The sequence below is a fragment of the Alteromonas sp. BMJM2 genome, from assembly GCF_027257845.1.
GTDB lineage: Bacteria > Pseudomonadota > Gammaproteobacteria > Enterobacterales > Alteromonadaceae > Alteromonas.
In genome coordinates this window covers 78343-96189 of the sequence record NZ_JAPVOT010000011.1, presented here as the reverse complement: position 1 = coordinate 96189, position 17847 = coordinate 78343, and the positions used below count along the sequence as shown (strand labels likewise).

The 17847-nt window shown below is 40.7% G+C and carries 20 protein-coding genes; 13 read left to right on the top strand and 7 right to left on the bottom strand.

Annotated elements, in window-relative coordinates:
• Positions 1 to 14: 14 nt before the first annotated feature.
• The 7 genes from O9X84_RS12940 (at position 15) to O9X84_RS12915 (ending at position 5149) form a co-directional block, all read left to right on the top strand.
• Positions 15 to 437: a copper resistance CopC family protein gene (locus O9X84_RS12940; RefSeq protein ID WP_032094231.1), complete on the top strand. Its 423-nt coding sequence runs from the start codon at positions 15 to 17 to the stop codon at positions 435 to 437.
• A gap of 28 nt (positions 438 to 465) precedes the next feature.
• The gene (locus O9X84_RS12935; protein WP_032094230.1) at positions 466 to 1392 is read left to right on the top strand and encodes a copper resistance D family protein; all 927 of its coding nucleotides are present in this window, start codon (positions 466 to 468) and stop codon (positions 1390 to 1392) included.
• A gap of 46 nt (positions 1393 to 1438) precedes the next feature.
• Complete coding sequence (locus tag O9X84_RS12930; protein ID WP_032094229.1) at positions 1439 to 1921, top strand: YybH family protein; 483 nt, start codon at positions 1439 to 1441, stop codon at positions 1919 to 1921.
• Positions 1922 to 2296: 375 nt separating this feature from the next.
• Positions 2297 to 2611 (top strand): hypothetical protein, encoded by a 315-nt coding sequence (locus O9X84_RS12925; protein WP_235207747.1) that lies wholly within the window; start codon positions 2297 to 2299, stop codon positions 2609 to 2611.
• A 94-nt stretch (positions 2612 to 2705) separates the two neighbouring features.
• On the top strand, positions 2706 to 3059 hold the full coding sequence (locus O9X84_RS12920) for a hypothetical protein (protein ID WP_032094227.1): 354 nt from the start codon (positions 2706 to 2708) through the stop codon (positions 3057 to 3059).
• Positions 3060 to 3223: 164 nt separating this feature from the next.
• Complete coding sequence (locus O9X84_RS19655) at positions 3224 to 3571, top strand: cupredoxin domain-containing protein (protein ID WP_052009990.1); 348 nt, start codon at positions 3224 to 3226, stop codon at positions 3569 to 3571.
• Positions 3572 to 4078: 507 nt separating this feature from the next.
• Positions 4079 to 5149 carry a hypothetical protein gene (locus O9X84_RS12915; protein ID WP_032094226.1) on the top strand — a complete coding sequence of 357 codons (1071 nt, stop codon included), beginning with the start codon at positions 4079 to 4081 and terminating at the stop codon, positions 5147 to 5149.
• Positions 5150 to 5324: 175 nt separating this feature from the next.
• On the opposite strand, the gene O9X84_RS12910 is transcribed toward O9X84_RS12915, so the two are convergent.
• Positions 5325 to 6326, bottom strand: a complete 1002-nt coding sequence (locus tag O9X84_RS12910) for a hypothetical protein (protein ID WP_032094225.1) — start codon at positions 6324 to 6326, stop codon at positions 5325 to 5327.
• Positions 6327 to 7119: 793 nt separating this feature from the next.
• Between O9X84_RS12910 and O9X84_RS12905 the strand changes: the two genes are divergently transcribed.
• Genes O9X84_RS12905 through O9X84_RS12880 form a run of 6 tightly spaced genes read left to right on the top strand, consistent with a single transcriptional unit; the run spans position 7120 to position 11489 of the window.
• Positions 7120 to 9471, top strand: a complete 2352-nt coding sequence (locus O9X84_RS12905) for a heavy metal translocating P-type ATPase (RefSeq protein WP_172602874.1) — start codon at positions 7120 to 7122, stop codon at positions 9469 to 9471.
• A 9-nt stretch (positions 9472 to 9480) separates the two neighbouring features.
• Positions 9481 to 9837: a cupredoxin domain-containing protein gene (locus tag O9X84_RS12900; protein ID WP_172602873.1), complete on the top strand. Its 357-nt coding sequence runs from the start codon at positions 9481 to 9483 to the stop codon at positions 9835 to 9837.
• A gap of 29 nt (positions 9838 to 9866) precedes the next feature.
• Positions 9867 to 10166, top strand: a complete 300-nt coding sequence (locus O9X84_RS12895) for a DUF2933 domain-containing protein (protein WP_032094224.1) — start codon at positions 9867 to 9869, stop codon at positions 10164 to 10166.
• Entirely contained in the window at positions 10156 to 10809 is a 654-nt protein-coding gene (locus tag O9X84_RS12890) for a methyltransferase family protein (protein ID WP_032094223.1), read from the top strand. The genes O9X84_RS12895 and O9X84_RS12890 overlap by 11 nt, the downstream gene beginning before the upstream one ends.
• A gap of 58 nt (positions 10810 to 10867) precedes the next feature.
• Positions 10868 to 11233, top strand: coding sequence for a hypothetical protein (locus O9X84_RS12885; RefSeq protein ID WP_032094222.1), 366 nt, complete (start codon positions 10868 to 10870; stop codon positions 11231 to 11233).
• A 52-nt stretch (positions 11234 to 11285) separates the two neighbouring features.
• The gene (locus O9X84_RS12880; RefSeq protein WP_032094221.1) at positions 11286 to 11489 is read left to right on the top strand and encodes a hypothetical protein; all 204 of its coding nucleotides are present in this window, start codon (positions 11286 to 11288) and stop codon (positions 11487 to 11489) included.
• Between the two features lie 106 nt (positions 11490 to 11595).
• Here the strand turns inward: O9X84_RS12880 and O9X84_RS12875 are convergent, their stop codons facing one another.
• From O9X84_RS12875 to O9X84_RS12850, 6 genes are all read right to left on the bottom strand, one after another.
• Positions 11596 to 12933 (bottom strand): APC family permease, encoded by a 1338-nt coding sequence (locus O9X84_RS12875; protein WP_032094220.1) that lies wholly within the window; start codon positions 12931 to 12933, stop codon positions 11596 to 11598.
• A 95-nt stretch (positions 12934 to 13028) separates the two neighbouring features.
• Positions 13029 to 13769: a MauE/DoxX family redox-associated membrane protein gene (locus O9X84_RS12870; RefSeq protein WP_032094219.1), complete on the bottom strand. Its 741-nt coding sequence runs from the start codon at positions 13767 to 13769 to the stop codon at positions 13029 to 13031.
• Between the two features lie 46 nt (positions 13770 to 13815).
• Entirely contained in the window at positions 13816 to 14325 is a 510-nt protein-coding gene (locus O9X84_RS12865) for a DUF305 domain-containing protein (protein ID WP_032094218.1), read from the bottom strand.
• Between the two features lie 21 nt (positions 14326 to 14346).
• A complete protein-coding gene (locus O9X84_RS12860) occupies positions 14347 to 14763 on the bottom strand; it encodes a hypothetical protein (protein WP_032094217.1) in 417 nt (138 codons plus the stop codon).
• Positions 14764 to 14785: 22 nt separating this feature from the next.
• On the bottom strand, positions 14786 to 15535 hold the full coding sequence (locus O9X84_RS12855; RefSeq protein WP_032094216.1) for a copper resistance protein B: 750 nt from the start codon (positions 15533 to 15535) through the stop codon (positions 14786 to 14788).
• A gap of 10 nt (positions 15536 to 15545) precedes the next feature.
• Entirely contained in the window at positions 15546 to 17354 is a 1809-nt protein-coding gene (locus O9X84_RS12850) for a copper resistance system multicopper oxidase (protein ID WP_442864539.1), read from the bottom strand.
• Between the last annotated feature and the right edge of the window lie 493 nt (positions 17355 to 17847).

The window sequence follows — 17847 nt, the reverse complement described above, 5'->3', positions numbered from 1 at the left end:
ATTAAGGAAATAATATGAAATCAATAATCATCGCACTTTTCGTTTTAAGTCTGAGCTTAAGCATACAAGCATATGCTCATACATCGTTGGCCTCATCAATGCCGAAAGACAATGCTATGTTGATGGAAAGTCCAGACAACCTGGATCTCAATTTTGCAGATGATGTGCGTCTTGTTGACTTAAAGGTTAAAAGTAAAAAAGGTGAGCTTGTGGATGTTGGCTTTGAACCTTCGATGGACGCAAACAAAAACTATAGTTTCAGCTTACCTTTGCTTGCTGTGGATACTTACGTAGTCTCATGGACCATTATGGGAGATGACGGTCATAAAATGAAGGGACAGCTTTCATTTATGGTGCATGTGAGCAAAAAAATGAAAGGAATGAAGCACAAAGACATGAAAAATACTTCGATGGATCATTCAGGTATGACTCATTAGTTATTAAGAGTTAAATAGGTAAATCGATATGTTGCCAGAATGGTGGACCGCATTTTTAGTGTTAGGCAAATTCCTAGTCTATTTAGGTATGATGGGTGTTATGGGCTCTAGCGCTACTTTGTTACTTTTAAAAGGCAGCAAGCAGCGCGTAGCATTCAAGGCTCATAAAAGCTGGCAACTGGTTACCTTAAACTATTCTGTTCGCCTTTCAGTTGTTGGCTTTTTTGCTAGTGTCGCTGGTTTTTTTCTTCAGACTGGCTATATGGCGGAGAAAGGATTAGCGGGTATGTTTTCTCCTTTCATGGTGGAGATGATGTGGCACTCACAGGTAGGAACTATTGCCGCAATTCGTAGCGCTATCTTTGTTTTGTTCGCGTTGCTTACGTGGTTTCTATTACAAAAACTCAAACGTGACCAGAGTTTAGTGTCATCCAAGCTACTGCTAACAAGCACCGCAATGTTTTCATTGCCGCTAGCGTTTACTTTTTCCCTGACCGGACATGCTAGTCAGTTTGTCACGTTGGGCGAAATTCAAATTTTTATCCATTCCCTCATTGGTTTGACATGGGTAGGCTCGTTATACCCACTGATTACTGCTTGTAGATTACTCAATCACTCCGAATTAGCTTTCGTCATGAAACGTTACGGTAACATTGCCATAGTGTTGGTGTTTATCTTAGTCACAGTTGGTGTAGTAATGTTGATACAGCTACTGTCTTCCCCATCGACCCTTATATTCACTGAATATGGACTTGCCTTTTTATCCAAACTTTTTGCAGTTGCTCTAATGCTCACGTTAGCAGCTGGGCATAAGCTTTTTTGGGTACCTAGGCTACCTAAGGATCAAAATGTGCGCTTTAAATTACTCAAATCAATCAAATTTGAGTTCATTATTGGGCTTTTCATTTTGTCTCTTACAGCGCTGTTAACTACTGCGCTGAGCCCGAACCTTTAACATAAATAATCGGCGTTTTCGCCAAAATAAGAAAAGGAAAATGTTTATGAAAATGACTGCTTTAAGACCCTTGACTGTTTTTGCATTTCTATTGTCATTTAGTGCAGTAGTTAGTGCTCATGGAGATGAGAAACACAACGAAGAATCACAGTACTTTAGCGGAACAGATTCTGATGCAGCGACGTTAGTGCTTAAATTTCATAAAGCTTTAGAAACAGGGAATGGCGACTTAGCTGCAAGCCTTTTGGCAGATGATGTTTTAATTTTTGAAGGAAAGGGTGTGGAGCGAAGCGCCCAAGAGTATGCAAGTCATCATATGCTCTCTGATATGAAGTATTTGTCACAAATGCAAATTGAGCTTATAGAGCATCATGTAAAAGAAAACGGCACATATGCAATATCTTTGTCGAGAAGCTTGGTGAAAGGGCAATACAAAGGAAAAGAAGTAAACCATATTGGGAACGAAACCATAGGTTTAGAAAAGTTGAATGATGATTGGAAAATCACGCATATTCATTGGTCTAATTAAAAACACCGCGCTGTCGACTTCTTGTTATTAATGGGGCGGCAGCGTTTATCTTATTGCCAAATTTTTTTCCACCTTTCGCATTTTCATGCTAGTCCGCTTAACGCTCCTGCAAGTTAATTACTACACAAAGTTTGATTACCAAAAGGTAATTAAATTGTAATGCTTCTGCCGTGAAACAACGTTTATTTTGAATTACAGTTACATTTCAAAATTTGATGCAATAAGCAGATTTTGTTTGCATCGAAAGACAGAAATCATTAACTCAACAACAAGGAAATTGAATATGAAAACCTACTTATAATCGCTTTTTCCTCACTTTTGATGTTTTCCCCATTAAGTATCACCAGTGCGCATCAACACAGCGATAAATCGCATATGCCGATGAATATGATGGATGATGCATCGATAGAAAAGATGAATGAACACATTACAAAAATGAACAGTGCCTTAGAGAAAATAAAACAAGAAAACGACCCAGCGAAACGAGAACAAATGCTCAATGAGCATGCTAAAAGCATGCAAGACATGATGGGCACGATGCATCACTCTAAAGGTGATTCAAGCATGATGCATGGCAAGGAAATGTCTGCTGAAATGAAAATGTCCATGATGGAAAAGCGCCTTCAGATGATGGAAAAAATGATGGAGCATACCGTAGAAAAATCCAAAAAGGTGCATGAACACAAATAGATATCAAGCAACTAATATGCATGCTGGTTTGCGCCGCTTAATAGCAAGGTAGTTGCGTTTTGAGCTAAGGATAAACGTATTAAGGGAATTTGAAATGAATAAAACACTTAAATTAGCGACACTGATATTAATCGCAACTGCGCTTCTAAGCGGTTGTGCCAACAGTTTATACCATGATTATGTAATGAGCGGCCAAGTTGCTAGTGTTAAAGGTGACAACACTCTTCTTATTTGCGTTGCAAACACAGAAAGCCTCGAAACAGGCGATGTATTTAACGTTTACAGAACGGTAATGGATAAGCTTGTTATAAATGAGGGTGAAACTGGCTATTCTCGTGAGTTTGTGGGAAAAGTGAGGCTCGGAGAAAAGCAGGATGAACACTTTGCAAGCGCTAGTGTGGTCACAGGAGAAATATACCAACATGATATGGTGGAGTTCGATAAATAATTAAACATTGCTCAAACCAATAAAGGGTAGCAATTGCTGCCCTATTTTTTCATTCGCTCTCCTGATTAATCAAGACGTACCAGCTAACTTAAATATCGCTCGAACGAGCATTTCTTTATAATCAAAAAGTAGCTGTTCAGCGAACTGTATAAAAGGATTCTAAAATGCCATGGATTAGCGGCGCATTGTTTTTAATATGTTTACTACTAATACTAAGTTTTCGCGAGTACATTAAAAAGCGACATCGACACGACAGCATCTTAGTCGAGGTAAAAGACTTACACTATCAACCCGCAAGGGTTAAATTGAAAGCTCGTAAAGCTAATCAAATTGTTTTTCTGAGAACGGATTCAAATTTATGCTCTGAATACCTACTTTTTCCGGAGCTAGGATTATCGATAAGACTCAAACTTAATAAACAAGTATCGGTGAACTTTTCTGCTTATCCGCCAGGCGAGTATGAGTTTTATAGCGCGATGAATGTGTATTCTGGGAAGCTTACAATAGTGTAGCTCGGTGTAGGCTGACAAACACCGAAAGTGTCATGCTTTACAAAAGAGTATCATACTACTTTTTGATTATTGATATACTCCGACCGGCGGCTCTTCTCTTATCTGAAACAGCAGTTTGGAGCCTGCCTTTGGAAAGCCTGATCCTTGTCTATTGATGCCAGTCAAAGATGACTGATAGACTACAAAGTGCGTAAAACAGACGTTTCAATGACTTACTCCTATATTCAAAAAAACGTTCCTATGATCGTTTTATCTTCTTAAAAAATTAATTAATGATTAAAAATATATCTTTGGCAACACGGCAGTTAATATATTAAAACCAACAAATTATATAAATGACCCATGGGTTCGATATTAAGTTGTTAAGCTCACAAGGAAAAAAGCGTGCTGATATCCAGATATCTTGATGAACCATGCCCCAAGTGCGGTGTTACAGGAAAGTATGGGAACGTCAATGTCAGTAGAAACATCCTAAATAGAGGGTGTAATAGTTGTGGAGAACGGACAATGTTCCCTCTCCCAGATATTCGAAAAAAGATAATTTATCTTGATCAGTTTTTTCTGTCTCATGCTTTTAGGGATCAAGAGCGATCATTTATAGATGCGGCCAATCGCATAAAAGACATGGCTGCTAGGCAATTAGTTGTATGTCCATATTCATCCGTTCATACAGACGAAACGCACTTGTGGAGACACGAGCAACAAGAAAACCTCTATAAATTCATAAAGCAAACTGCACGCGGCTATAAATTTAGAGAAGCCTACGAGATCAAGCTGGAACAAATGCATCGATTATTTGACGCATTTAGGTCCAATTCAGAAATTATTCAACCTATCGAAGAGCGCGATGCATTTCGCGATGAAATCCATGGATGGGATGATTATATTTGGATCGATTTACGTCCCTACTTGGGAGACTTAGAGGCTATGCGACAAGGAAAGGCTGCTGCAATCGAAGGTCTGGTAAATCTGTTCCCGGACTGGGCAAAACTGACAACTTCCTTCGAAGAAGATGTAAGTATGGAGGCCAGAGGATACGGGATATCTTTGCTTAATCAGTATTTGCAGATGGTTGCCAATGTTGGAACTGGAAACCTGATGAGTTATATGGATGCCCCAATGGACACGATGTACGTAGAATCGCTACTTCATTGTGATAGAACAACCATGAAAATTGATGAGCGATTAAGAAGAATAAGCGCATTTTTTTCATCGCATTATTTTACAAGCATTCCAAATATAAAGGTTTCGTGTGGAATCTTTGCGGTTTTACGAAAGATGGTCAAGAACGGAGCATACACTAACCCCATCAATGCACGCCGGAAACTGGCTGGACTATTCTATGATTCTGAGTGCATTTCTGTTTTCGGTCCTTACAGCGATGCAATTTTTATAGACAGGGCCATGAAGCAATGGTGCGAGAACCCTGAATCAATGCTTTTAGAACCTTATGATACAAAGATATTTTCTGTAGGAAACTGGGATGAGTTTCACAGGTATCTAGATTCTGTGGAAGACAACTATACAGATGATGTGCGTGAAGCAATTAATTTGGTATATCCGGGAATTTATGCTTAATAAGTCAATCAATAGCTTGTACGACGCAGGACAGCCATACCGGATGTCGATTATTAAGGCGTTTAATGTCCATTGTTTGCCTATAGAGGACTCAGGTTTGTTTGAGCTTAATATGTTATCAATGGAATGACGTTCAGCATTCTTTTCTCGGTCAGTTAAAAAATTAAACGTATTGTTAAAAGTAGTCATCATAAAATGGCATTTTATAAAAATGAACGTAAGGTGAATCTGAATCGCTACTTTCAACAACTACACCATAGTGGGCTAAAACGCTATCGTAAAGCCTCATAACTCGTTCGAAAGGTTCAAACGAAGGCCAATTAGGATAGTCTTCATCAAGTGCGTTAAGAGAGTTAACCAACTCGAAAAAATAAGGTGTGAACCAGCTTTTATCCAATGCTGCTCTTACATTTGGTATTTCTGAAGGGCTTTCTTTTCTACCTATGCAGTCACCAATCATATATGAAGCAAACTTCATTAATTCAATAACTGCGTTTCCCACTTCTTCGATACCTTTAGTTACATCATGATGGTGCTGGTAGTCAATAAGAACTGAGTAGATGGACTTTTCGGATGTATCTAGAACACGCAAAAAAGTCTCTTGAAAAGCTTTTGGATCACTGTCTCCGATCGTGGCGGAAAGCTTTGTTGCAAAATACTCATCCCAAGATGCCTGACCAGCAAGTATTCTTAGATATTCGGTTACGCTATGAATTATCTTACCGTATGAATATTCTGGAAAGCACTCGTAAAATGCGTGATTTGATTCTACATGCGCACACTCGTGTGCGATTACGTTTATACCTTTTTCTATATGCTCTCCGTTAAAATCTAGCATAGGAACTAGATAATTAGCATTTAATATAAGATGAGATTTGATTTTACCGTCTCGCATAACTGCGGGAGCCATTGCGATTCCTTCTACATCACCTGTGCTTGGTTTTAATTCACCAAAACCATTAGAACCTCGATCTATTGCCGCGACCTCACTCGAATAATCATAAGCAATCGTTACTCCGTCCAAATTAGACAAGTTGAAACGTTTGGAGAGCTCGCTCAAAATATATATGCAAGTTTCTCCAAATTTTTTTGCAAACTCTTCACTCTCAAACTGCCTGAGTGAAATGGTCAAGTCCTCTGGAAGAGTTTTTTCCAAATGTTCAATATTACTATTCAAACTATTTTTCACCTACAATTCGGATTACTAATACAGTTGGGGCAATATCAACAATCGCAATTACAGATCCTATATTTTGTGCATAATTAACTTTAATCAAGAAATTTACGCCTCATCAGGCCAAATCTGATTGAGTCTAGAGCTTCTGCTTTACGAAGTGTGGCCAGCCCCGAATTTTCAAATCTGAATTTCTAATATTTGTCTTTAGGGGTCTATTCTCCCGAGCTGACCATCTGATGTCTGTTTATCGCTCTGAAGGGATTAAATTCATCTAAACAGATCCGTCCGCTATCTTGGGCAATCCAGCCAGTCGAAACGTCCACAAAGTATGATACATTTTTGTGAATCTTCACTTATCAATATTTATCTCGAAGCGCAAAAAGTTGTGCGTAGTCAGTGGTAATTTAATTTAAAATTCAGGGCTACATCATTGATTACTGATGACCTCGTTTCTCGCGAATAATAGCCTAAAGATGTTCATAATGTTGGGTGAGTCCAATTTCTAGCTAAAAGTCTTCTAGTCAATTAGTAGCCGTTCACATTGTCGTTTTTGCGCATACCAATTATTTATCTCATAAATGACAGAAAAGTAATCAAACTGTAATGCCAGTGCCGTGTTCCTAACATCTTACACCGTTAAAATTATGTTTAATATAAAAGCAACCTTATTGCTTTTTGTCTTGTTCCCGTATTGCCCCTAATTACTATGCAATTAGAGTCAAAAAAATATGAATCTATGCAAATACAGAGCACAGAAAAAAGTTAAACGCGCCAATAACACGACGGAGTCTAAATGACAGCAACTGAAAAAGTTACCCAAAAGACAGCGAATAACTGTTGTTGTAACAAGCAAGCCCAATCAGCGAGCGAAACTCCTGCGGTCAAAGACATAACCAACCAAGAGCCCAATAATCTATCAGAAAATCGATTTATAATTGAAGGAGCCAGTTGTGCCAGCTGCGTCAACAAAATTGAGGCGGCATTAAACAATCTGCCTGGGGTTGAACGAGCGGAGATGAACTTCGCTCAGCGTGTTGTCACGGTAACTGGAGATACATCGGTTTCAAATATTATAGAAGCGGTGGAAAAAGCCGGATACAAAGCAAAATTAGACGACAGCGACTCTGAGCAAGAAGCTCTGGACGAAAAAGAAAAAGCCGACTGGCAATACTACAAAAAATTAATGCGCGAAATGGCCGTTGCGTTGTCGCTTGGTGTGCCATTGATGATTTACAGTCTGGTCTTTGGCGAAATGACAGTAACAACTACTACAGAAAGACTCGTTTGGTTAACCGTCGGATTGCTGACTCTTGGCGTAATGGTTTTTGCGGGTAAACACTTTTATGTGGGCGCTTGGAATTCATTTAAAAATCATTCTGCGAATATGGACACATTAATAGCTCTCGGAACAGGAACTGCTTGGCTTTACTCAATGGTGGTTGTGTTTGCTCCTGATGTGGTTCCCCTAATGGCAAGACACGTATATTTTGAAGCGACTGCAATGATTATTGGTTTAATCAATCTTGGCTTAGCTCTTGAGATTAAAGCGCGAGGTAAGACTTCAGAAGCGATTAAGCGTTTAATTGGCCTGCAAGCTAAAACAGCCCGTGTTATTAGAAACGATAAAGATGAAGACATTCCAATAGAACAAGTATTGCTCGATGAGCTTATTCGAGTCAGGCCAGGTGAAAAAATATCAGTAGACGGCGTGGTGGTAGAAGGACACTCCACAGTTGACGAATCTATGTTGACCGGTGAGCCGATGCCTGTAGAAAAAACAGAGGGGGTAGAAGTCGTCGCTGGTACGATTAATAAATCAGGCTCAATTATTTTTAAGGCAACGCGCGTAGGCAAAAATACGGCGCTTGCTCAAATTATCAACATGGTAAAACGCGCTCAAAATTCAAAGCCTCCGATAGGACGTTTAGCCGATATCATTTCAGCTTACTTCGTGCCCGTTGTTATGATCATCGCCGTAATAAGCGCTCTAGTTTGGCTAAACTTTGGGCCGTCTCCAGCTATTGCTTACGCAATTGTGTCGGCAACAACAGTTCTCATCATCGCTTGTCCATGTGCACTTGGTTTAGCGACACCGATGTCAGTAATGGTAGGAGTAGGCAAAGCCGCAGAAGCTGGTGTGTTGATAAGAAACGGCGAGGCGCTGCAAACAGCCAGTAAAATTACTACGATGATTTTAGATAAGACAGGCACTATTACTGAGGGAGCACCTAAGGTAACCGATGTATTGTTAGCACCCGGTCAAGATGAAAAACAAGTGCTAATGCTCGCGTCGAGTATCGAAGCAGGCTCAGAACATCCTTTAGCGATGGCGATAGTTGAAAGTGCCAAATCAAAAAACATATTACCTAAAAAAGTCACTCAGTTCTCCTCGATTGCTGGGCAGGGCGTTGAAGCACAGCTTAAGGGTGACACGCTTTTGTTCGGTAACGAAAAGCTAATGAAAGAGCGAAATATTGACATTAGCGACTACGTCGAAAAAGCCCAAGGCTTAGCCTCTGAAGCTAAAACCCCAATGTATTTTGCGGTTAATTCATTACTTGTTGCAGTAATTGCAGTTGCCGACCCAATTAAAACTGATTCTATTGATGCAATAAAGCGCCTTCAGAACAATGGAATTCGGGTAGTAATGCTAACTGGCGATAATCGTTCAACGGCAAAGGCAGTAGCTGAAAAAGCAGGTATCACAGAGTTTGTGGCTGAAGTTATGCCTGAGGAAAAAGCAAATAAAGTAGCTGAGTATCAAACGATGGGAGAAATTGTGGGTATGACAGGTGACGGTATTAATGACGCACCCGCCCTAGCTCACGCAGATGTAGGCTTTGCAATAGGTACAGGTACTGACGTAGCCATTGAAAGCGCTGACATTACGCTAATGCGGGGCTCTCTTCATGGTCTTGCTGACGCAATTGCTGTGAGTAAAGCCACTCTAACCAATATTAAGCAAAACCTATTCGGAGCATTTATTTACAACGTTGCGGGTATTCCATTCGCTGCCGGTGTTTTATATCCATTTTTCGGTCTTTTATTAAGTCCAGTAATAGCTGGTGCTGCGATGGCGTTTTCATCACTAACAGTCGTCACCAACGCCAATCGTTTGCGATTGTTTAAAGCAAAAGAGCATTAGGAGATTGTGATGATGCTATGGATCAACCTTGTAGGAATTGCGCTTATTGTTCTAATCGTCTGGTGGTTTTGGTTGTACAAAGAGCACAATATTAGTATCGCTGAAGGCTCGTTAGAGGTCTTGGTAAAAGACGGTATTTACCAACCAGCACACATCAAAATCAGAGCGAATGAAGAAAGACAAATAGTATTTCATCGAGCTGATGCGACTCCTTGCGCAGAAATGCTATCAATACCCGATTTAGATATTTCAGAACGGCTACCTTTAAATAAGAAGACAGTTATATCTCTTCCAGCGCTACCATCAGGTGAGTACGCGTTTCACTGTCAAATGCAAATGTATAAAGGGAAGATAACGGTTCAATGATTCGTTAGCTTTCAAAAAGGAGAATAAATATGAGCAATTCAAATTTATCATTTTGGAAAACGCCTTCTGGGTGGGCTGCACTGGGACTCATTGCTGCTGCGAGTTACTTTTTATTTTTTGAGCATGGCGAGCATGTGTGGTCATATTTGCCTTACCTGATTCTGTTACTTTGCCCCTTTATGCATTTTTTTATGCATGGGAGTCACGGGCACGATCGTCATAATAACGAGCAAAAAGAGACAGAAGAAGACCAAATGACGTTCAAAGAAAGGCCTCAACAAAAAACAACTACAAACATCGAAGAAAAGAGAGAAAACGATGCACGGTGAATCCGACTATGGCCTATGGGGCTTAGTTTTCATAAATTCGGCCATTTTTATATTTTTTGCATTTAGCTTTGTAAAACCACAATCAAAGACCGATTGGAGAAGCTTGGGTGCTTTTTCCGCTTTTATACTTGCTTTGTTCACAGAAATGTATGGGTTTCCACTCACCATCTATTTTTTGTCAGGCTGGTTAACAGAGCTTTACCCAAACACAGATTTTTTTGCACATGAAAATGGACATTTGCTCCAAACGATTTTAGGTCTTGAGGGGGATGCCCATTGGAGCATATTGCACATTACTAGCAATGTACTCATCGTTGCTGGTTTCTTTATTTTATCTTCTGCGTGGAACGTTTTACATCATGCGCAGAAAAACCATTCGCTTGCCAATACAGGTTGGTATGCAAGATGTCGCCATCCACAGTATTTAGCTTTTATTATCATAATGTTTGGCTTTTTATTGCAATGGCCCACCATCCCGACATTGATCATGTTTCCAATATTGACACTAGTCTATATTCGCTTAGCGAAACGTGAAGAAAAGGCTGCGATAGCCGAATTTGGGGAGCGTTATTTAGCATACAAAGATAACACGCCTGCTTGGCTCCCTAAATTAAGCAGTTCAAATCTACAATATGGCAATTAACGTTTTTGTAAAACGCGATGGTCGAAGGTATCAACATATTTATAGGCAGGAAAAAACAATGAGTAACAAACATCATAGAGTTGGTGTAAATGAATTAAATTTAGTAATTCGTCACCTTCGACTGACGGGTGTGACTGCGGACAATTTAGACTTAATTGTCCGAGATATAGATTCAACCATCGGCGTTGATGCAGTGTCCTTTGAAGAGTCATCCAACACGCTTCATATTGGTTATGATGCGACGCATTGTGAACTGGATGGCATCGAGAATATAGTTCGAACGCACAGAGCCGACATTTCGGACGATTGGTGGACGCATTTCAAAGAAGGCTATTATCAATTTGTTGACGAAAATATTCGCGAAAATGCCAAACATAAGCCATGGAGCTGCCATACAACTGATCTGGGCAAGCGCTCTAAATAAAAAGACTTAAAACATCGTTCAAAACCTTTTTAATCTTAAGGAGACATTATCAATGCAGATTTCTAACAACACGCCAGTTTATCGACCGATTGTGAGTGACAAATTGGAAAAAAATCATCAAACAGCAGAAGCAGAAACATCCAACTGTAAAAAGAAAGAAGCTGGAGAAAGCGCCATTGCGGAGGCGAATAAAGTGAACGGTAATAACCAGACCGAGCCGAGTGAAATTAAGCAATCAATATCTGTGAAGGTGTAACTAGTAGAGCTCATATCTACACGTCTATCGGACTGATTCAATTTTATAGAATGTTCAGGCCGATAAACGTGCATTTCCCGCACTATATCCTCAAAGTTTTTTTATTCTAGCCATCATGGGCATGTCCTTCATCGTCATCATCTTTGCGCTTATGCCTGAGGAAAAAGCGCTCATAGGCAAAAACGGCAACAATGCCAATGCCAGCAATGATGATAATCTGTAAATCATCACTGCCTTTGATCCAAATGAATGCGAGAAGAACAACAGCATCTAATATAATTGCGGTGATCACCACCAGTGGGTTTGCTCCAACCTCTTTTCTAAGTACCTTTAATACGCCCCAATGAATGATAATATCCATTACTAAGTAAAAAATGGCTCCTAAAGATGCGATCCTTGAAAGATCAAAAAAAGCGGCAAGTAGTCCGGCAGCAACTACAGTAAAGACCAAAGTATGTTTTTGAATATTACCGGGCATACCAAAGTGCCGATGGGGGATCAAATTCATATCTGTCAACATTGCCAACATACGCGAAACCGCAAAAACGCTGGCTAGTAGACCCGATGCGGTCGCTATTATTGCAATACCCACCGTAAACCAAACACCATACTGTCCGATAGCGGGACGAGCCGCTTCAGCGAGTGCATAGTCTTTAGCTGCAACTATCTGTTTGACCGTTAATGTGGAGCCTACGGCATAGCAGACTAATAAATAGATAACCAAACAAATTAATAAAGACACTATAATGGCTCGCCCAACATTTTTGTTTGGGTCGACCACCTCGTCGCCGCTATTGGTGATAGTTGTAAATCCTTTGTAGGCTAAAATCGCCAAAGCGGTCCCAGCTAAAAATCCACTAGCAGAGGAATTTTCACTTACATCAGCACTAGCGGCTTGAAAAGCAAACCCTGCTGCCCAGAGTGCTACAAGGGCGAAAATTAATATGCCACCAATTTTCAAGACGGCTGTAACCTTAGATACACTTCCAATTACCTTGTTACCCGCAACATTTACAACAAATGCAAAAATGATGAGTCCGATAGCTAGTATCGGGACTAATATGCTATTTTCTTGCACATCAAATAACTGAAGGGTGTATGTGCCAAACGTTCGGGCCACCAGACTTTCATTGATAATCATTGAAAGTGCCATTAATAATGCGGCACCTCCGGTCACGGCACTTGGTCCATAGGCCTTTTTTAATATCATTGCGATCCCGCCCGCAGATGGATATTTGTTTGAAACCTTGATGTAACTGTAGGCACTAAATCCACTAATGATGGCGGCTATGATGAATGCAAGCGGGAAAAGCGAACCTGCATATTCCGCGACTTGACCGGTGAGCGCAAATATTCCTGCTCCAATCATTACACCAGTGCCCATCGCTATTGTACCGGTTAAACTTAAGCTTCCTTTTTCATAATCTTCGTTGTGAGAACTCATTGTAAATATTCCTTAAAATGCGGTTTAAGAAAGACTATTTTGTGGAGACACAAATCTATTTTGTTTTTAAAGCTTTAAATATGTCTCCACCGTCTTTAAATCATTGCGGTTGAGAGCATCCATAACCCTGCGGCAATCATAAAGAGATTTTCTGTGAGTGATACAAAGCCAAGCGGTACGTTACTATCACCGCCCACGCATGCACATTTGAGTTCACGCTTATCAATATACACCGCTTTGAATACTGAAACCGCGCCTACTGTCCCGATAAATAGAGAGACAGGGCCAACGAGATAACCAGACAGGCCTGCGAGCATTCCGATTCCAGCGAACGCTTCGGCAAAGGGGTAAATGTAGCCGTAGCGTATATTCCTCATAGCGAGTAAGTCATAGGTGATGAAGGAGTTCGTAAAACTATAGAGATCTTTAAGCTTTTGAATCGCTAATAAGCTCATGCTAAATGCAACAAATAATTCTATAACTTGAATGAAAAAATTGCTTTGAACAAAGGCATATGCGATTGCTAGTGCCATTAACAATGCAACTGAAAATATTGCAATGACAGGTGTATAGGTGGTGCCCGTTTGTCCTGCTTCCCCTAAATCAAAATATTCACGTAGATCGTCATACCCTCCGATTCTTTCTCCATTGATAAACGTTTGAGGGGTTGTTTCTACTTCGTGTTCGTTTTTGAACTTATCGGTTTCTTCACGACTTGCTAGCTTGTGGTCCTCTACTTGATACCCTTCTCGTTCCAGTAGGTCTTTAGATCGCAAGCCATAGGGACAAATGTGTTCATCTGTATGCATTCGATATAATTTTGCTCTTAATTCCATGGTCTTCTCCTAATTATAAGTAATTTGTAATTTTCCAATGGCGTGTCTATTTTTGACTGAAATCCGGTACTTGACGACTTTCAACTTCAGCTTCAGTTTTTACTTCACCATTCTTCTCTATGTCCTCTAGTAACCATTTCATTTCCTTGATTTCTCGCTCTTGCGCCGCAATGATTTCGTTTGCTAGCTTGAGGACTCGCTTATCTGAGATATTGGCTCGCTCGCTAGTTAAAATCGCAATAGAGTGATGCGGTATCATTGCTTTCATCCACGCTTCATCAGCGATGGTTGATTGAGAGCGGACTAGGTACAGTGAGATCACAAAGATGAGTCCGCTACCTAGCAAAATTGTCCAATTCTTGGCTTTGTTCTCATACATGTTAAGCATAAATAGCAACATAATGATTGCCATTATTGAGCCCATATAGATAGCCATGTAAAACCGCGTTTCGCTAAAAAAAATGTGGTCAAATGCATATGTATTGAAATACATCATTAACAGCATGGCCGCAGTTGATGTAAAGATCATTGCTAAAAATTTTGTATATTTAGTCATCACGTTATCCTGTCTGTCCTTCTAGGACTGATTCATTGTTTTAAATATTAGAGAGGCCGAACAGCTAACAAGCAAAAAGCCCGTCATTGCCTCCAAACCTGATAAGAAATTTAAATGCCCAATTGGCTCTAGTTGAGCTAATCCTAAGGTGGTTAAGTTAATGAGTGAGAAGTAATAAATTTCAATAAAATAAAGAGAACTTGATCCCTGCAAATCGCCTAGACCGATCTCTATAGATAACAGAAACCCTACGGCGAACCAAAAGGCAGCTATCAACTGGCTAAAGGTTATGCCATAAACTACTGCAATGAGCTTTAAGTATGCAGAAAGGTCTGAGCTAACAACGTAATTTTTTAACGCTCTGAGGCTTAAAAAATGACTCGTCGTAGCGAGGCCTATTGCCACTAAAGCTATCATCAACTGAATAATTACTTCCATTGATTGCTCCTTTTAAAAGCGCTTAAAACCAGAATCGAGCACCCACCACGAAACCAGTTTCACTTACCGACTCACCCTTGTTTCGAGCAATATCAGCGCTATTAACGAGACTCCGACTCCAATAAATGCCTGCGTATGGTGCAAACTCTCTTGCAAACTCATAGCGATATCGCAAACCTAAACGTATCGAATTGAGGCCAGAGGGGCGGTCAAACCTTTCAGATTCTGAAAGCGAACCAGCAAGGGCAAGTCTCGGTTGTAAGAATGACGTTTGGGTTACTCTTATTTCATATTCGGCTTCTACTGAGAAACTGACATCACCATCCTCATTAATCACAATGGAGTTATCCATTTCGAATTGATAAGGAGCAACCCCATACAAGCTAATGACGGCATAGTTCTCCATACTCGTATCGCTACTTAGCAGTCCTCTTGTGCCAATACCGACTTGAAATTCCCAAAATGGCGCAATTAATTTACTAGCAAGGAGCTCAGCTCGCTCTAAATCTGTTGGTTCGCCATCATCTTGCTTGTTTTCGCCTTCACTTTTGAAGTAAAGGCGATAGGTATCACCGCCGTACCATCCGATCATGTCCCACACTCCGATGTTTTCTTCATCGTTTGTGCGTGTATATTCAAAACGGTCAAATAAAATCATGCCCGTGTTGTACTGTTCGACTGGTTTTGGCCAATCTGATGGAATCTCTTGCGCATTAGACGATGCGCAAAGACCAATTAGTAAAGTACTGAAAATTTTAGACGTGTTTTTCATATAATTTCCCCTACGAGACCGATACGATTCTGAACATGCCCGCATCCATGTGATAGAGCAGGTGACAATGGAATGCCCAATTTCCGGGGGCATCTGCGCTTATCAAGAGCGACACTTTTTCGCTGGGTTTTAAACTTATCGTATGTTTTCGGGGGGGCGGATAATTCCCGTTTTCTAACTCCATCCACATACCGTGTAAGTGGATTGGATGGTTCATCATAGAATCGTTCACTAAAATCAAACGAATTCGTTCGCCATACCTAAAATGAATAGGGCCATCGACTTCGTTAAATTTGAGTCCATCAAACGACCACATATAACGTTCCATATTGCCAGTAAGATGTAATTCAATAGTTTGGGTCGGCTCTCTGGTGTCGGGCCATTCCTCAGCGCCGGTCAAGTCGCTATATAATAGTACCCGATGTTTTGCGTCCTCTAAGCCAATGCCTGGCTCATCAAGTCGACTGGTAGGGTTTGTTGCAAGCATACTTGCACTGGGTCCATGACCCTCCTCATCATGCTCAATATTAATATTATCTACCGGGAGTGCTCGCATATGCATCGATGAATGGTCATTCATTGTGTCCATTGATGACTCAGAAGACTCTTCTTTATTCATTGGCTTATTAGATTGCTTGTTCATGCCTTCCATCCCGGCCATATCTGAATTCATCCCCATGGCCGCCATGCCACGCTCTGGCATTTCACGCAATGTCGGCACAGGCGCTTCTTTCCCAAGTTCAGTACTAAGCGTTCCACGAACAAAGCCACTTCTGTCCATGCTTTCTGCAAAAAGAGTGTATGTAGTCGTGCCGATTGGCCTTACAATTACATCATAGGTTTCAGCAACCGCGATTCGAAGTTCATCGACTTTAACGGGTTTTATTGGTTGTCCATCAGCAGCCACTACCGTCATTTCGAGGCCCGGAATACGAAAATCAAAATACGTCATGGCGGAGCCATTTATGAGCCTTAATCGAATGCTTTCATTGGGCTTATAGAGCGCGGTCCAGTTGGTTTGAGCATCTCTGCCATTTATTAAATATGTATATGTGGAGCCTGTTACATCGAGAATATCTCTGGGATTCATCCGCATATTGGCCCACATAGCTCTTTCTTTTACTGTATTAAAAAAACCTTGCTTTTTAATATCGTTAACAGTGTCGCTTATGGTGCGTTGTTGATAGTTGTAGTAACCCTCTGCCACTTTCAAATGCCTGAACACATCGTGTGGATCTTCAAAGGTCCAATCGCTTAACTGAATGACATGCTCCCTGTCTGCACCTATGTCACCGTCGGAAGGGTCAATGATGACCGGGCCTAAGTGCCCCAGTTGCTCTTGCAGTCCCGAGTGGCTGTGATACCAATAGGTGCCGTTTTGTTTTATATCAAATTCATAGGTAAACGTAGAGTTCGGGTCGATACCAGGAAATGAAACGCCAGGTACTCCATCCATGTTAAATGGGAGAATAAAACCATGCCAATGAATAGACGTGCTGTCTGGTAATTCGTTGGTAACATGAATCTTAACTTGCTGACCTTCTCTTAACCGGAGCAATGGGCCAGGTGATATGTCGTTGATGGTAATAGGGCTTGCAACATCGCCGGCAATTTTCTTTTGCTGGCGAGAAATAGTCATGTTGATGTTTTTCCCACTTACTACTGCATCCCCGTAGTTTACCTCTGCAATACTGTTGTCATTTTTGCTATTGCTATAACCCTCTGCGAAAGCCCAAGGTGCTCTCATCTGACCTAGCAGGGCAAAGCCACCAGTGGCATAAGCCGCGTTTCTCAAAAAAATGCGCCTATGTTGCTTCATTCGATTATTCATAAGAACCTCACTTCTTTAGCGATATGTGCGATACGCTGCACTGTTTACATGTTTGTAAGGTAGTAACCTGACAAACTGCTTAAGAATTGAAGTTGATTTTAGGCGGCCTCAGGAGGCTAAACCCCGAGTAGAAATGATAAAAATTGAAGAAATAAAAGTTTGAAAAAGATGGTGCATTGATTGATTTCAAAACAGGTGCAACCATTGATGAAAGGTTAGAGCTCGAGCCTAATTTACACTCACAAACACCGTCACAACACTTACCGTCGCACTCTGTATGATCTTGATGTTCCGAGTGTTGCGAATGTTCCAAATGTTGCGTATTGTCAGAATGATGCTGAGTCGTTGCGGACTCAATGAAGTTGGCAGTTGCGTCATTTTTGTTTGAAGGCTCACATGCAACACTAGACAATGATAAAACAAGCAAAGCGAGGCACGCAGCGCATTTTACAAATGCATCAAGTAATCCTTTATCTGTTTT

Bases quoted from the DNA above. Each gene is read 5' to 3' on its own strand.
- O9X84_RS12940 (WP_032094231.1), top strand. From the start codon at position 15: ATGAAATCAATAATCATCGCACTTTTCGTTTTAAGTCTGAGCTTAAGC.
- O9X84_RS12935 (WP_032094230.1), top strand. From the start codon at position 466: ATGTTGCCAGAATGGTGGACCGCATTTTTAGTGTTAGGCAAATTCCTA.
- O9X84_RS12930 (WP_032094229.1), top strand. From the start codon at position 1,439: ATGAAAATGACTGCTTTAAGACCCTTGACTGTTTTTGCATTTCTATTG.
- O9X84_RS12925 (WP_235207747.1), top strand. From the start codon at position 2,297: ATGCCGATGAATATGATGGATGATGCATCGATAGAAAAGATGAATGAA.
- O9X84_RS12920 (WP_032094227.1), top strand. From the start codon at position 2,706: ATGAATAAAACACTTAAATTAGCGACACTGATATTAATCGCAACTGCG.
- O9X84_RS19655 (WP_052009990.1), top strand. From the start codon at position 3,224: ATGCCATGGATTAGCGGCGCATTGTTTTTAATATGTTTACTACTAATA.
- O9X84_RS12915 (WP_032094226.1), top strand. From the start codon at position 4,079: ATGTTCCCTCTCCCAGATATTCGAAAAAAGATAATTTATCTTGATCAG.
- O9X84_RS12905 (WP_172602874.1), top strand. From the start codon at position 7,120: ATGACAGCAACTGAAAAAGTTACCCAAAAGACAGCGAATAACTGTTGT.
- O9X84_RS12900 (WP_172602873.1), top strand. From the start codon at position 9,481: ATGATGCTATGGATCAACCTTGTAGGAATTGCGCTTATTGTTCTAATC.
- O9X84_RS12895 (WP_032094224.1), top strand. From the start codon at position 9,867: ATGAGCAATTCAAATTTATCATTTTGGAAAACGCCTTCTGGGTGGGCT.
- O9X84_RS12890 (WP_032094223.1), top strand. From the start codon at position 10,156: ATGCACGGTGAATCCGACTATGGCCTATGGGGCTTAGTTTTCATAAAT.
- O9X84_RS12885 (WP_032094222.1), top strand. From the start codon at position 10,868: ATGAGTAACAAACATCATAGAGTTGGTGTAAATGAATTAAATTTAGTA.
- O9X84_RS12880 (WP_032094221.1), top strand. From the start codon at position 11,286: ATGCAGATTTCTAACAACACGCCAGTTTATCGACCGATTGTGAGTGAC.
- O9X84_RS12875 (WP_032094220.1), bottom strand. From the start codon at position 12,933: ATGAGTTCTCACAACGAAGATTATGAAAAAGGAAGCTTAAGTTTAACC.
- O9X84_RS12870 (WP_032094219.1), bottom strand. From the start codon at position 13,769: ATGGAATTAAGAGCAAAATTATATCGAATGCATACAGATGAACACATT.
- O9X84_RS12865 (WP_032094218.1), bottom strand. From the start codon at position 14,325: ATGACTAAATATACAAAATTTTTAGCAATGATCTTTACATCAACTGCG.
- O9X84_RS12860 (WP_032094217.1), bottom strand. From the start codon at position 14,763: ATGGAAGTAATTATTCAGTTGATGATAGCTTTAGTGGCAATAGGCCTC.
- O9X84_RS12855 (WP_032094216.1), bottom strand. From the start codon at position 15,535: ATGAAAAACACGTCTAAAATTTTCAGTACTTTACTAATTGGTCTTTGC.
- O9X84_RS12850 (WP_442864539.1), bottom strand. From the start codon at position 17,354: ATGAAGCAACATAGGCGCATTTTTTTGAGAAACGCGGCTTATGCCACT.